At 64.0% G+C, this 13,738-nt stretch carries 11 protein-coding genes and 1 tRNA gene; 11 read left to right on the plus strand and 1 reads right to left on the minus strand.

The window, feature by feature from the left end; translation table 11 throughout:
- Positions 1 to 2 precede the first annotated feature (2 nt).
- From BDD21_RS08570 to BDD21_RS08605, 8 genes are all read left to right on the plus strand, one after another.
- Positions 3 to 1,484 (plus strand): RimK family protein, encoded by a 1,482-nt coding sequence (locus BDD21_RS08570; protein WP_120796808.1) that lies wholly within the window; start codon positions 3 to 5, stop codon positions 1,482 to 1,484.
- 10 nt (positions 1,485 to 1,494) lie between these two features.
- Positions 1,495 to 2,979 (plus strand): RsmB/NOP family class I SAM-dependent RNA methyltransferase, encoded by a 1,485-nt coding sequence (locus BDD21_RS08575; RefSeq protein WP_120796809.1) that lies wholly within the window; start codon positions 1,495 to 1,497, stop codon positions 2,977 to 2,979.
- Between the two features lie 222 nt (positions 2,980 to 3,201).
- Positions 3,202 to 3,936 carry a carboxypeptidase-like regulatory domain-containing protein gene (locus tag BDD21_RS08580; RefSeq protein WP_120796810.1) on the plus strand — a complete coding sequence of 245 codons (735 nt, stop codon included), beginning with the start codon at positions 3,202 to 3,204 and terminating at the stop codon, positions 3,934 to 3,936.
- On the plus strand, positions 3,933 to 5,054 hold the full coding sequence (gene lpxD, locus BDD21_RS08585) for a UDP-3-O-(3-hydroxymyristoyl)glucosamine N-acyltransferase (protein ID WP_120796811.1): 1,122 nt from the start codon (positions 3,933 to 3,935) through the stop codon (positions 5,052 to 5,054). Before BDD21_RS08580 ends, lpxD begins: the two co-directional genes overlap by 4 nt.
- A gap of 115 nt (positions 5,055 to 5,169) precedes the next feature.
- A complete protein-coding gene (locus BDD21_RS08590; RefSeq protein ID WP_120796812.1) occupies positions 5,170 to 7,176 on the plus strand; it encodes a sodium-translocating pyrophosphatase in 2,007 nt (668 codons plus the stop codon).
- A 450-nt stretch (positions 7,177 to 7,626) separates the two neighbouring features.
- Positions 7,627 to 7,854, plus strand: coding sequence for a type II toxin-antitoxin system RelB family antitoxin (relB, locus tag BDD21_RS08595; RefSeq protein ID WP_120796813.1), 228 nt, complete (start codon positions 7,627 to 7,629; stop codon positions 7,852 to 7,854).
- 275 nt (positions 7,855 to 8,129) lie between these two features.
- On the plus strand, positions 8,130 to 8,372 hold the full coding sequence (locus BDD21_RS08600; protein ID WP_120796814.1) for a type II toxin-antitoxin system RelE family toxin: 243 nt from the start codon (positions 8,130 to 8,132) through the stop codon (positions 8,370 to 8,372).
- A gap of 345 nt (positions 8,373 to 8,717) precedes the next feature.
- Positions 8,718 to 10,574 carry an IS1634 family transposase gene (locus BDD21_RS08605; protein WP_120796815.1) on the plus strand — a complete coding sequence of 619 codons (1,857 nt, stop codon included), beginning with the start codon at positions 8,718 to 8,720 and terminating at the stop codon, positions 10,572 to 10,574.
- A 218-nt stretch (positions 10,575 to 10,792) separates the two neighbouring features.
- Here the strand turns inward: BDD21_RS08605 and BDD21_RS08610 are convergent.
- Positions 10,793 to 10,868 (minus strand) — tRNA-Phe (locus tag BDD21_RS08610).
- Positions 10,869 to 11,069: 201 nt separating this feature from the next.
- Between BDD21_RS08610 and gatC the strand changes: the two genes are divergently transcribed.
- The 3 genes from gatC to BDD21_RS29170 all read left to right on the plus strand — a co-directional run bounded on the left by gatC (position 11,070) and on the right by BDD21_RS29170 (position 13,716).
- A complete protein-coding gene (gatC, locus tag BDD21_RS08615) occupies positions 11,070 to 11,357 on the plus strand; it encodes an Asp-tRNA(Asn)/Glu-tRNA(Gln) amidotransferase subunit GatC (RefSeq protein WP_120796816.1) in 288 nt (95 codons plus the stop codon).
- Between the two features lie 12 nt (positions 11,358 to 11,369).
- Complete coding sequence (gatA, locus tag BDD21_RS08620; protein ID WP_120796817.1) at positions 11,370 to 12,824, plus strand: Asp-tRNA(Asn)/Glu-tRNA(Gln) amidotransferase subunit GatA; 1,455 nt, start codon at positions 11,370 to 11,372, stop codon at positions 12,822 to 12,824.
- A 358-nt stretch (positions 12,825 to 13,182) separates the two neighbouring features.
- Positions 13,183 to 13,716: an HNH endonuclease gene (locus BDD21_RS29170; protein WP_425470279.1), complete on the plus strand. Its 534-nt coding sequence runs from the start codon at positions 13,183 to 13,185 to the stop codon at positions 13,714 to 13,716.
- Positions 13,717 to 13,738: the final 22 nt, after the last annotated feature.

Consider the following 13,738-nt stretch of genomic DNA (forward strand, 5'->3'; position numbering starts at 1 on the left):
AAATGGCTGAGCATTTGTTGTTGGTGGAGCAGCAAGGCGACTGGAAGCCGGGTTTTCCGCGTCTGCCCGTCGTGACCGCGCGCGACTATCTCGCGGGCGGCGAGCTGGCGTCCAAGCGCGACCTGCGCGTGATCAACCTGTGCCGCAGCTATCGCTATCTCTCGGTGGGCTATTATTGCTCCCTGCTTGCCGAGGCGCGCGGGCACAAGGTCATCCCGAGCGTTCGGACCATCCAGGAGCTCTCCAGCCGCGAGCTCTACAGCCTGGCCACCGAAGAGCTCGACGGGCTGGTGCAGCGTCTGCTCGGGCGTCGCAAGACCTCGGCACTTGCCCCGACCGCCTACGAGCTGACCATCTGTTTCGGCCAGTGCGACGTGAAGGAGCTGCAGCCGCTCGCGCGCGAGATCTTCGAGACCTTCCGCTGCCCGATCCTGCGCGTGGAGTTTCGCCGCCAAGGCACCTGGCGCATCGGGGCCATCAAGGCCCTGCCGCTGGCCGCCGTCACGGCGGACGGGGAGGGGCCTTTGTTTGCGGCGCTGGAGGGTTATCTCTCGCAGCGTTGGCGCCAGCCGCGCGCCCGCCTGTCCTATCGCTACGACCTCGCCGTGCTGCACGACCCGGCCGAGGAGTTGCCGCCCTCCGACGGCAAGGCCCTGCAACGCTTCGTGAAGGCCGGCAAGTCGCTCGGCGTCAACGTCGAGCTGATCCAGCGCAAGGACTACAGCCGGCTTGCCGAGTACGACGCCCTGTTCATCCGCGAGACCACGCGTATCGGTCACCATACCTTCCGCTTCGCCAAGAAGGCCGACAGCGAGGGCATGGTCGTGATCGACGACCCGGACTCCATCCTGCGCTGCACCAACAAGGTCTATCTCGCCGAGCTGCTCGCGGCGCATCGCATCCCGCGGCCCAAGACACTGGTGCTGCGCAAGGAGAATCTGATGGAGGCCGAGCAGCTGATCGGCTATCCGATCGTGCTCAAGATCCCGGAGGGGTCCTTCTCGCGCGGCGTCTTCCGGGCGGAGGATCGCGCCGGGTTGACGCGGATCGCCGGCAAGCTTTTTAAAGAGTCCGATCTCATCCTGGCGCAGGAGTATCTCTACACGGCCTTCGACTGGCGTATCGGCATCCTGGGTCGCCAGCCCTTCTATGCCTGCAAATATCTGATGAGCCGCGATCATTGGCAGATCGTCAAGCACGAGACCGACGGTCGTCACGAGCAGGGCGGGTTCGAGACCCTGCCGGTCGAGGCGGTCCCGCCTGCCGTGATGAAGACGGCGCTCAAGGCGGCCGACCTGATCGGCGACGGGCTCTACGGGGTCGATCTCAAAGAGACCTCGGCCGGGCCGGTCGTGATCGAGGTCAACGACAACCCGAGCCTGGACGCGGGGGTCGAGGACCTGGTGCTCGGCGACCAGCTTTATGCCCGCTTGATCGGCGAATTCGTGGCACGACTCGACCGCCGGCGCTCCGGCAAACGCTGACTGGAATACGATGACTCTATCCACTGAAACGCCCCCGCAGCGCGTGCGTCTCTCGCGCTCGCAGGCGACCGCGCTCATTACACCCGAACAGATCGCCGCCTCGCCCTTGGCCCGTTATCGCACCCTGGTCGACGATTGGGACGCCTTCGCCGCGGCGCTCGGTCGGCCGCTGCCGCCCTGCATCTGGGCCAACCCGACGCGGATCTCGGTCGCCGAATTGGCGGACCTGCTGGCCGAGCAGGGTTTGGATGCGCAACCGGTGCCCGGCCTGCCCGCTGCCTTGCGACTCCCCGAGGAGACCAAGGCGGGCCGCAACTGGTGGTACTGCGCCGGCTTGGCCCACGCACAAGAGGAGGTCTCGCAACTGCCCGCGATGTTGATGGACCTGGCACCCGGTCAGCGGGTGTTGGATCTTTGCGCCGCACCCGGCGGCAAGACCGCGCAGATCGCCTTCGCCCTGGGCAATCGCGGGACGCTCGTCGCCAACGACATCGCTCACGCGCGGATCAAGGCGCTCCAAGGCAATCTCGACCGGCTCGGCGTGGTCAACGTCACCACGACCTGTAGCGACGGCGCCAACTGGCCGAGTGCGAGCGGTCAGTTCGACCGCATTCTGGTCGACGCACCCTGCTCGAGCGAGGGCACGCTGCGGCGTACGCCGTCCTTGCTGCCCCGGCTCGATCCGGACAGCGGGCTTCGCTTGGGACCGCGCCAGCGGGCATTGCTGCGCAAGGCGGTACAGCGCTGTCGCCCGGGCGGGCGCATCCTCTATTCCACCTGCACCTTCGCCCCGGAGGAGAACGAGCTGGTGGTGGCCGACATCCTCGCCGAGCATCCGGGAATGCTGCGCCTGGTCCCGGCAGCGGTTCCGGGTTTCGTCGCGATGCCGGGCGTCACCCATTGGAACGGACGGGAGCTTCCGCCCGAGCTGGCGCACTGTCTGAGGATCTGGCCCCATCATCGCGACACCGGCGGCTTTTTTATGGCGATCTTGGAGAAGGATGCCGGCTGCCCCGCCGAGCCGACGCCTGAGCCGGCGCATCTGGACGACACGGATTCCGTCGAATGGCTCGCCGGTCTCAACGACAAATACGGCCTGAGCGGCGATTACTGGACCGGTTACCGCGCCAACCGCCAGACTCGACGTGGGTTGCACCTGATGGCCGCCGACCATGCGCCGCCCGCGGTGCCGTTGGCCGAGTCGAGCGGTTTGTTCTTCCACCGCACCAATGTGCGACCGCCCAAGCCCAGCACCGGCGGTGCGTTGCTCTTCGGGCGCGATATCACGCGCTTCGGTGTCTCGTTGAATACCCAGCAGCGCGATCGTTACCTGCGCCGTGAGACCTTCGACCCGACACCCGAGCAGCGAGCCGCGACGCCGACGGGACAGATCATCCTGAGCTATCGTGGTCATGTGCTGGGTGTGGGTGTGCTGCATCGCTCCGGGGTGATCGAGAGTTTGTTTCCGAGCCGTTGGAGCGGCTGCGCTGCTTAAAACGCGCCCCGCGATGGTTCATGCGATGTTTTGGTGTGGGTCACGCTTGACCCCTGTCCGCTCGGTTTGGAGCAGACGCGTTTTAAGGTGATCAGGAAACGGGTCTATCGAGGGTAGGGGCGACTTCAGTCGCCCGTAAAGAAATTCTACCCATACGCGTTCGGGACGTTAATTCCCGGTCATCGCCTAAAGAAGTGTCAATTTTGAGGAGGGCTCTGAGTGATGCGGCAACGCGAGAAGAGGTTTGAGGTTGCGGTGATTTTGGCTTGTCTCGGCTCGGGGGCTGCATTCGCGCAAGAGCCGGTCGGGCAGGAGGCGCAGGCCCCGACGCCTGTCGCTCAACCGACCGTCGAGTGGGCGATTGCGCCGGAAGGCAGGACTTTGCCCGGCGGTATCGTGCTCGAGGAGGGCATGGTGTTGCCTCCGGGGACCGTGCTTCCCGGCGGGGCGATTTTGCCGGCGGCGCCTGCTGTTGCGGAGCCGAGTACGGCACCGGTCCCTCCTGTCGTTCCCGTCCCGACTCCCGAGCAGTTGCCTGCGCCAGTGCCGGAGCCATTGCAGGAGCCGGCGCAGGAGCCGCTGACTGCGCCGTCGCCCGAGCCCGCTCCGGAGCGACGTCTGCCCGGCCAGTCGACCCTCGGGGTTCCGCACATCAGCGGCGGGATCGGCTCCTCCGAGCGCGAAGCGATGGAGCAGGTCAAGTCTCAGTACAACCTGCGGCTCTTGTTCGCCGTCGCCGGCTCCGGGGCCTATCTGTCCAACATCCGCGTGCAAATCCAGGATACCGCCGGGCCGACCCTGCTCAGCACCGTGACCATCGGCCCCTGGCTGTACGCCAATCTTGCGCCCGGCGACTATGTCCTGACCGTCGAGCATGCCGGACAGGCACAAAGCCGCAACGTGACGATTGCGGCGACCGGGGCCGTGGCCGAATCCTTCTACTGGCCCGCACCATGACGCTCTCCATTCAGGACCTCTACGACCGGCTGCAACTCGTCCTTGCAGACCCCGACGATGCCTGGATCCACGGCGTCAATACGCTGGAGCAGGCCGGAGCGCAGGATCTGTGTTTCGCCGAGGACGCGAGCCAAGCGGCTGCCGTGGCGAGCAGTGCTGCGGCGCTCGTCTTGGTCGGCGAGGCGTTTCCGGAGGTCGTCGGCAAGCGGCTGCTGCGCGTGGCCGAGCCGCGCAATCTCTTCTTCGAGATCGCGGTTTGGTTTGCACCGGTTGCGGCGAGCCAGGGCATCCATCCGAGCGCATCGGTGCACCCCACGGCACAGCTCGGGGAGGATGTGGAGGTTGGTGCCGGCGCGGTCGTCGATGGGGAGACCTGTGTCGGCTCGGGCTCGCGCATCGGTCCGGGGTCTTATCTCGGCATCGGGGTGCGGATCGGCAACGACTGTTTGATCGGGCCCAACGTCAGTATCCTGCGCGACTCGACCTTGGGTGATCGCTGCATCCTGCATCCGGGTGTGCGCATCGGCGGCGACGGGTTCGGCTTCCGCTGGGACGGGACCGGACACCGTAAGGTGCCGCAGCTCGGGCGGGTGGTGATCGAGGACGACGTTGAAATCGGCTGCAACAGCTGTGTCGACCGGGCCACGCTGGGCATGACGCGAATCGGGCGTGGCACCAAGATCGATAACCTCGTTCAGGTCGGCCACAACGTCGATATCGGTCCGCACAGTATTCTGGTCAGCCAATCCGGCGTTGCGGGCAGCTCCAAGCTCGGACAAGGCGTCGTGGTGGCTGGGCAGGTCGCGATCTCGGACCATGTGACGGTCGGCGACGGCGCACGCATCGGCGGTCAAGCCGGGGTCGTCAAGGATATTCCCGCCGGGGTGGCCGTCTTCGGGACCCCCGCGCGTCCGGTGAAACAAGCCCTTCGCGAAAGCGCAGCACTGATTCGCCTTCCCGCGTTGCTCAAACAGGTCGAGCGCCAGCAACAGACGATCGATCGCTTGGAGCGCCGGCTGTCGGAACTGGATGGAGGCTCCTCGAGCGCCTCATCCGGACCCGCATCGTCTCCGGACGCGCTCTCTCCCGGTTTTGGGTCGGGTGACGAGATCGATTGATATCAATGGTTTGTATGTGACAGCTCAATGACGGTCGAATCGCTTTTCCGGCCGATATTTGCTATAAACCTTGCGGTTTTATCACCAAAACGACCGAATGAACTGAGGAGATCCAATGTCCTTCAACGCGTTGATCCCGCTGCTGCTCGGCATTTTCGGGCTATGGGCGGCCCACTATATTTACAAGCTGGTCTTGGCCTATCCCGAAGGGGAAGACAAGGTCAAAGCGATCGCCGACGAGATCCATCTCGGCGCCATGGTGTTCATGAAGCGCGAGCTGACGCTGTTGGGCATCTTCTGCGTCGTGGTGCTCGTGCTGCTGATCTGGTTCTTGGGATGGAAGACGGGGCTGGCCTTCGTCATCGGCGCTGCTGCATCCGCAAGTGCCGGTTTTCTCGGGATGTTTTCGGCAACCCGGGCCAATGTGCGCACCACTACGGCTGCCCACACGCTCGGCGCGCCTGCGGCACTGACGGTCGCCTTCTACGGCGGCTCGGTCATGGGTCTCTTGGTCGCTTCGCTGGGCCTCTTGGGCCTGGGTTTCCTCTATTTGCTCTTCGGCGGTAATCCTGAGGCATCCCATGCGATCCACGGCTTCGGCGTCGGTGCCTCTTCGGTCGCACTCTTCTATCGTGTCGGCGGCGGTATCTTCACCAAGAGCGCGGACGTCGGCGCTGACCTGGTCGGCAAGATCGAGGCCGGCATCCCCGAAGACGATCCACGCAACCCCGGCGTCATCGCCGACAATGTCGGCGACAACGTCGGCGACGTCGCCGGTATGGGCTCGGATATCTTCGAGTCCTATTGCGGCGCGCAGATCGCCACTATCGCGATCGCCGCGACCATGTCGGCCACGACCCTGGCCGTGCTGGGCACGCAATCATCGCTGATGTTCCTGCCCCTGGCTCTGGCCTCGGCCGGTCTGCTCTGCTCCATCGCGGGTATCTTTCTCGTCAAGTCCGTCTCGGCCAACAAGCCCGCCACCGCGCTGCGCACGGGCACCATCGGGGCCACGCTGCTCTTCATCCTGGTCTCTTTCCTGGTCGTCTGGATGATCGATGTCTCCAACCACATCTGGTGGTCGGTTCTTGCCGGTGCGGTCGGCGGCATCATCATCGGTCTGGTGACCGAGTACTACACCTCCGCCGCGCCGGTGCGCCGCATCGCCAAGTCGGGCGAGACGGGTCCCGCCACCGTTATGATCTCCGGCTTGGCCGTCGGCATGCAGTCGGTCGTCATCCCGGTGCTGACCATCGCCCTGATCATCTATGTGTCCAGCCATATGGCCGGTCTCTATGGTGTGGGTATCGCTGCGGTCGGCATGCTGGCCACGGTGGGCATCACCATGGCGATCGACGCCTACGGTCCGGTCGCCGACAACGCCGGCGGCATCGCCGAGATGGGCGGTCTGGGCTCGGAGACGCGCAAGATCACCGACTCGCTCGACGAGCTGGGCAACACCACGGCGGCTATCGGCAAGGGCTTCGCGATCGGTGCCGCGGCACTGGCCGCCTTGACCATCATCGCCGCCTACATCGAGACGCTGCATGTCCTGATTCCGGACTTCGCCTTGAGCATGGGTGATCCGGACGTCTTGATGGGCATGCTGATCGGCGGTGCGATTCCCTTCCTGATCGCTGCGATCACCATGACCGCGGTCGGCGACGCCGCCTTCGAGATGATCAACGAGATCCGTCGGCAGTTCCACGAGATTCCGGGCCTTCTGGAAGGCACGGCCAAGCCGGATACGGCCCGCTGCGTCGACATCGCCACCACGGCGGCGATCAAGAAGATGATCCTGCCCGGCGTCATCGCCGTCAGCGCCCCAGCGGTTGTCGGCTTCGGCATCGGTCCGGAGGCATTGGGCGGCATGCTCGGCGGCGCCTTGCTCGCAGGTGTTCTGCTCGCCCTCATGATGGCCAACGCCGGCGGCGCTTGGGACAACGCCAAGAAGTTCGTCGAAAAGGGTAACCTCGGCGGCAAGGGCTCGACCGTGCACTCGGCCACCGTTGTGGGCGACACCGTCGGCGATCCCTTCAAAGACACCTCCGGCCCCTCGATGAACATCCTTATCAACGTCATGGCCATCGTCAGTCTGACGATTGCACCGCTGCTGGGCTGATCGCGTCCGGTTCGGTGTTTGAATAAGGGGCCGTGAGGCCCCTTTTTTGTGTGTTGCGGGTACGTTCGCGCTCGCTCATGCTCGTGCGAATAAACTCGCACCTACGAATGCGTTTCGGTGCCGTGTACCATCTCGGCTAACGATCAAGCTTTAGGTGCGAATCGAGGCGGCATTTCTCCGGCACGGGACCGCGGGACCGAAAAGTGCTTGAAAACCGTCAGATTGAACTCCGTCGCCTTCGAGTAGATCGAGGTGTTCTGCAACCGCAAGCGTCGGCATTCCACCCTCGGTTACACTTCCTCGATGCAGTTTCTGAAGGACTGGACTAACCCTGGAAAGAGAGAAAGCTGGTCGCATGAACCCGTGCGATGCCCTTGGAAGACGAAAAACCGAGGGGATCTCATGAGGGCCGTGACTTGGAAATCACGTCAATCAACCAGGAGCCACGCCGTGCACAACACTTGTCTTGACCCGACCACAACCGCTCGCCTCCACGCCCTGGCCACGCTGACCGGACGCCCGGAAGCCGATCTTCTCCGTGAAGCGGTGGCGGCGTACCTGGAGGATGTGGAGGACATTCGTGCGGCCGAGGAATCCCTGCGCGAGATCGAGAGCGGGGGCAAGCCGCTGACATTGGAAGAGCTGGACGCGTACCTCGATCGTGACCTGGCGCGTTGAAGTCGCCCCGCGAGCGGTCCGCACCCTAGTACCCCGTTCCACCCTATTTTGCATGCTCAGAGCCCCCCAAAGGCGCCAGGGCAAGGCACAGGCCGCGGGGAATAGTGGATCCTATTTCCAAGGGCTGTAACGCCGCCCTGGCGCCTTTGGGGGGCTCCCGAAGGGCGAGGCGAGAAGCGTTCGGCGCCGTTGTTGCGCGAGCTTGAAAGAGGACCACTCTTCCTTCACTCGCGCGCCTAGCCGCCGAACGCTTCTCGCCTCGCTGAGCACGCAAAATAGGGTGGAACGGGGTACTAGTCGGGCTGGACCGGGCGGCACGCACCCGAGTTCGACGCTTCCTGTCCGAACGCCTGGAGACCGAAGCCGACCCGCGACACCTCGGTCGGCCATTGAGCGGTCCCTTGGTCGGGCTGTGGCGCTACCGCGTCGGCGATTACCGGCTGATCTGTCGCATCGAAGACGGCCGTTGTGTGGTCCTGGTCTTGGAGATCGGGCATCGGCGCGAGGTTTACCGATGAGCCGGGCGCCGTCTTGGCCTGCGCGACGCTTGATTGACTTAACCGAGAAAGCCTAGTTCGGCCAACCGAAAAGGCGTCAACCTTCAGGCCGTGGCTTCGTCTCCTTCGAAGGTCTGCGAAAGAGGGAGGGTTCGCGAAGATGCCGAGACCGCACAACTGCGGCACCTGCCTGTATGTGCATGACGGACGCTACCCCATCTTTAACACGGTCGGGGCCGATTTCGTGCCCGCAGGCGATCTATACCATTGATTCATATGTACACGGCCGCACAAATCTGAAAAGTAGTGCCATATTATTTCGGCCTGCCCCTAGGCGCCCGGCAGCGCATGGGCTAGCGTACGGGCATGTACATCCGTCGCACCCACACCCGCAACAGCGCCACCGGCGAGCGCTACCACACTCACCGGTTGGTGCGCTCCACGCGGGTCGGCGGCAAGGTCCGGCAGATCACGCTGCTGAACCTGGGGCGCCATTTCGCGGTGCCGCCGGCCGAGTGGCCGACGCTGTGCGTGCGCCTGGAGGAGTTGCTCGGCGGGCAGGGCGTGCTGCTGAAGGTCGAGATCTCGGCGGAATTGGAGCGCACGGCGCAACGCCTGGGCGCCCAACTGTTGGCGCGGCAGCCGGTCACGACCCCCGCGCCGTCCCCGACACCCGAAGCGCCGACACCGGACGCGGCGCCGACTCCGGCGGCACCGCCCGAGCTCGACACCATCGAGGTGGACTCGCTGATCTTCAGCCGTCCGCGCTCGGTCGGGGTGGAGTCGGTGGGGCTGTGGGCGATGGCGCAGCTGGAGTTCGCCACCCTGCTGGAGACCTTGGGCCTGAACGCGCCCGATCGCACGGCGATCCTCGGGGCGATCATCGCCCGGATGGCCGCGCCGGGCTCCGAGCGGGCCACCCGGCGCTGGTTGGTCGAGACCAGCGGGTTGGGCGAACTGCTGGACGTCGACTTCGAGGCCATGAACCTGATGCGCTTCTACCGCGCTTCCGATGCCCTGCTGCGCCACCGCGCCACCATCGAGAAGACGCTGTTCGCCCGGGTCAGTGAATTCTTCGGGCTGGATTGGACGGTCACGCTCTACGATCTGACCAACACCTTCTTCGAAGGCGAAGCGGCGGCCAATCCACGGGCCAAGCACGGCCATTCCAAGGAGAAACGCAGCGACTGCCCGCTGGTGACCCTGGGATTGGTACTCGACAGCAGCGGCTTTGTGCGCCGCTCCGAGGTCTTCGACGGCAACGTGGTCGAGGGCACGACCTTGGAGGGCATGCTCGCCGGGTTGGGCGCCCCCGCCGGCGCCCTGGTGGTGATGGATCGCGGCATCGCCACCGAGGAGAACGTGGTGTGGCTGCGCGCGCAGGGGTATCGCTATCTGGTGGTGAGCCGGGAGCGGCAGCGCCAATTCGATGCGGACGCGGCGATCTCGATCCAGACCGCCGGCGGGGATCCCGTCGCCGTGCAGCGTGTCCTCGACGCCGAGGGCGAGGAGGTTCGCCTCTACTGCTATTCCGAGCGCCGGGCGCACAAGGAAGAAGGCATCGCCGAGCGGTTTTGCACGCGCTTCGAGGCGGCCCTGCAGGCCCTGCACGAGGGACTGGCCCGCCCGCGCACCACCAAGCGCATCACCAAGCTGTGGGAGCGCATCGGGCGGTTGAAGGAGAAGAGTCACGGCGTCGGGCAGCACTACAGCATCACCGTCGAGCCGGATGCCGGCGGGGTCAACGCCCAAGCCATCCGCTGGGAGCGCCGGCCGGTCGACGGCACCTTGGTCACGCACCCCGGGGTCTATTGCCTGCGCACCAACGAGCTGACGTGGGATTCGGAGCAGCTGTGGCGGACCTACGTCATGCTCACCGACCTGGAGGCGGTGTTCCGCTCCTTAAAATCGGAGCTGGGTCTGCGCCCGGTCTATCACCGGACGGCGGAGCGCGCCGAGGGACACCTGTTCATCACCGTGCTCGCCTACCAGTTCGTCCAGATCATCCGGCGGCGCCTGCAGGCGCACGGCATCACCGACCGGTGGTCCACCCTGCGCGCGATCCTCGCCGGTCAATGCCGGGTGACCGCCACCTTCCGCCGTCCCGACGGGCGTGCCCTGCATGTGCGCAAGGCCACCCAGCCCGAACCGGCGCAGCTGGCGATCATCCGGGCACTCGGCAGCGACCCCGTCCCGGGAGGTGTGCACAAAATGATTGTCTGAACCCTCATCCCGAAGAATGGCATGTTTGTAGTGCCACTCGCCCACTTCGTTTGGCGTAAGCCAATGAAAGACAAGGGCGCTTTGGATGGGGTGTTAAACTTAGGCTACGCTTTCTATGGCCGGGATCCAAAGGGAAGGCCGGGGCGCTATGCCGAGCAGCCACGCTGAGCGCATCACTGCACAGTATTTCTGAGGGTTGTTCTAGCGGCTGATTTATATGGTGCCCAGGGGCGGAATCGAACCACCGACACGAGGATTTTCAGTCCTCTGCTCTACCAACTGAGCTACCTGGGCGTTTTGAATTTCGCCCCCGTTGCGGGTAGCGAAGCCGCATATTAAAGCCGAAAGACGGCAAGTCGTCAAGACTTACGATCGAGCGATCAAACAAGTCCGGCTCCAAGGTGGAGCCCGCCGTGCCGCGCGGCGTTCCCGAAAGTTCCTCGTCTCGCGCGCCTGTGCTATGTTGCGCGGCTTGTCAATCAAGCTGGATCGGTCATGTCATTGGATGCTTCGGACATCGAGAAGATCGCCCACCTGGCACGGCTCGAGATCGCACCCGAGTCGATCGAGCGCTATGCCGCGGATCTCTCCAACATCCTCGACCTGGTTGCGCAGATGGACGCGGTCGACACCACGGACGTCGAGCCGATGGCGCACCCGCTGCACATGAGCCAACGTGTGCGTCCGGATCGCGTGTCGGAGCAGGATCAACGCGAGCTGTTCCAGGCGATCGCCCCCTTGACAGAGGGTGGGCTGTATCTGGTTCCCAAGGTCATCGACTGACGGCGAGTACTCATGCAGAACAAATCGATCGCCCAAATGGCCGCGGAGCTGAGGCTGCGCACCTACTCGAGCGTAGAGCTCACCCGTCACTATCTGGAGCGTATCGCGCGTCTGGATCCGCGCCTGAACAGCTTCATCAGCGTCGCAAGCGAATCCGCCTTGGCGGCGGCCGAGCGTGCCGATCGCGCGATTGCCTCGGGCGATGCCGGGCCGCTCGCCGGCATCCCGATCGCGCACAAGGACATCTTCTGCACGGCGGGGATCAAGACCAGTTGCGGCTCGCGGATGCTCGACAACTTCGTCGCTCCGTACAATGCGACGGTCGTCGAGCGTCTGGCCGCAGCCGGGGCGGTGGTCTTGGGCAAGACGAACATGGACGAGTTCGCCATGGGCTCCTCGAACGAGACGAGCTATTACGGGCCTGTTCATAACCCTTGGGACGCGGATCGCGTGCCGGGCGGCTCCTCCGGCGGATCCGCCGCGGCGGTCGCGGCACGGCTCTGCGCGGCGGCCACCGGGACGGATACGGGTGGATCGATCCGCCAGCCTGCGGCGCTCTGCGGCATCACCGGCATCAAGCCGACCTACGGGCGCTGCTCGCGCTGGGGCATGATCGCCTTCGCCTCCTCGCTGGATCAGGCCGGTGTGCTGGCCCGCTCGGCGGCGGATGCGGCCTGTTTGCTCGACGAGATGGCCGGGTTCGACCCGCACGATTCCACCAGCGCCGACGTGGCCGTGCCGGACTATGTCGATGCGCTCGACGACGACATCGCGGGTCTGCGCATCGGTTTGCCGAAGGAGTATTTCGGCGAGGGGCTCGATCCGCGCGTGGCGGCCTCGGTGCAGGACGCGATCAAGGAATACGAGCGGCTCGGTGCCAAGGTCAAGGAGATCAGCCTGCCGAACAGTCCGCTCTCGGTGCCGGTCTATTACGTGGTTGCACCGGCCGAATGCTCGTCCAACCTGGCGCGTTTCGACGGGGTGCGCTACGGCCATCGCTGCGAGAATCCAAAGGATCTCGACGATCTCTACAAGCGCAGTCGCGCCGAGGGCTTCGGTGACGAGGTGCAGCGACGCATCATGATCGGGACCTATGTGCTGTCGGCGGGCTATTACGATGCCTACTATCTGAAGGCACAGAAGATCCGCCATCTCATCGCCGACGACTTCGCGCGTGCCTTCGAGGAGGTCGACGTCATCATGGGTCCGACCGCACCGACGACCGCCTTCCCGCTCGGGGCCAAGACGGACGATCCGGTGGCCATGTATCTCAACGACATTTATACCATTGCGACCAACCTCGCGGGCCTGCCCGGGATGTCGATCCCGATCGAGCCGGTCGATGGGCTGCCGGTCGGCTTGCAGATCATCGGCAACGCGTTTCAGGAGGCACGCCTGCTCAATGTCGCGCATCGCTTTCAGCATGTGACGCATTGGCATCAGGGCGCGCCTTCCGGGTTCGAGTGATCGGCGAGCTCGTCGCCTGGCGCGCCCTGAAAGTCTTAATAAAGTGGGTCACTTCGACTGGCGAAAAGAAGTCACTCAATGGGTCCAGTCGCGAAGACCAATCCGAGATTCGGTCGATGAGTTTATCGCGTTTTTTGAGCGGGCCTTTGAGAACACATTGAGGCCAGATAAGTCGTGGTTTGGGACGAGCAAGAGTAGCATTAGTATTGTTGTAGGTAATATTTATCTCTGCTCCTATGTCTCGACTGGAGTCGATCTAGGCATATGGATGCTGGTCGATTCTTGCCCCGGCGGAAAACCGGGCTTCGACTACTCGCCTGTAAGGTCGACGTTAAGCAGCGCTCATCCGTTGACGTGGATGCATTCTTCGTCGGTTAGTCGCTTGGGAGAGATCATTTCCGACACCGAGATCTGGCGTGGTTACAGGACGGCTTCTCTGAGGATTCTGGATTTTCGAAGAGTTGCTGCCGACCGAGATGCTCAGCAGATCGAGAGGAATAAGCAGCTGATCGTCTCGTTTTGGAATAGCAGCCATAGCTTGCTTGCCGCGAGCGACTATTCGAGGGAGTTTGGCAACGAGGTGACGCAGTCGCTGAGTCTCAGTCAAGCCGAGCGTCGCTTGCGACTCGAAGCCGCGCCGAAGACGCCTCCCGTCGTTACAGTCGTATCGAAAGCATTCAGGCGGAATCCTGACGTAGTCGCTGAAGTTCTGCAAAACGCCGCTGGCTACTGTGAATCGTGTCGGAGCAAGGCGCCGTTTCATCGATCTTCCGACGGGTCGCCGTATTTAGAGATTCACCACAGGATACCTTTAGCCGAAGGCGGAGATGACACAGTCGACAACAGCGTTGCCTTATGTCCAAACTGTCATCGGAAGGCGCATTTTGGTTAGCTTCTCGATTTCGGTTAGGACG

The sequence above is a fragment of the Thiocapsa rosea genome (assembly GCF_003634315.1).
Lineage (GTDB): Bacteria > Pseudomonadota > Gammaproteobacteria > Chromatiales > Chromatiaceae > Thiocapsa > Thiocapsa rosea.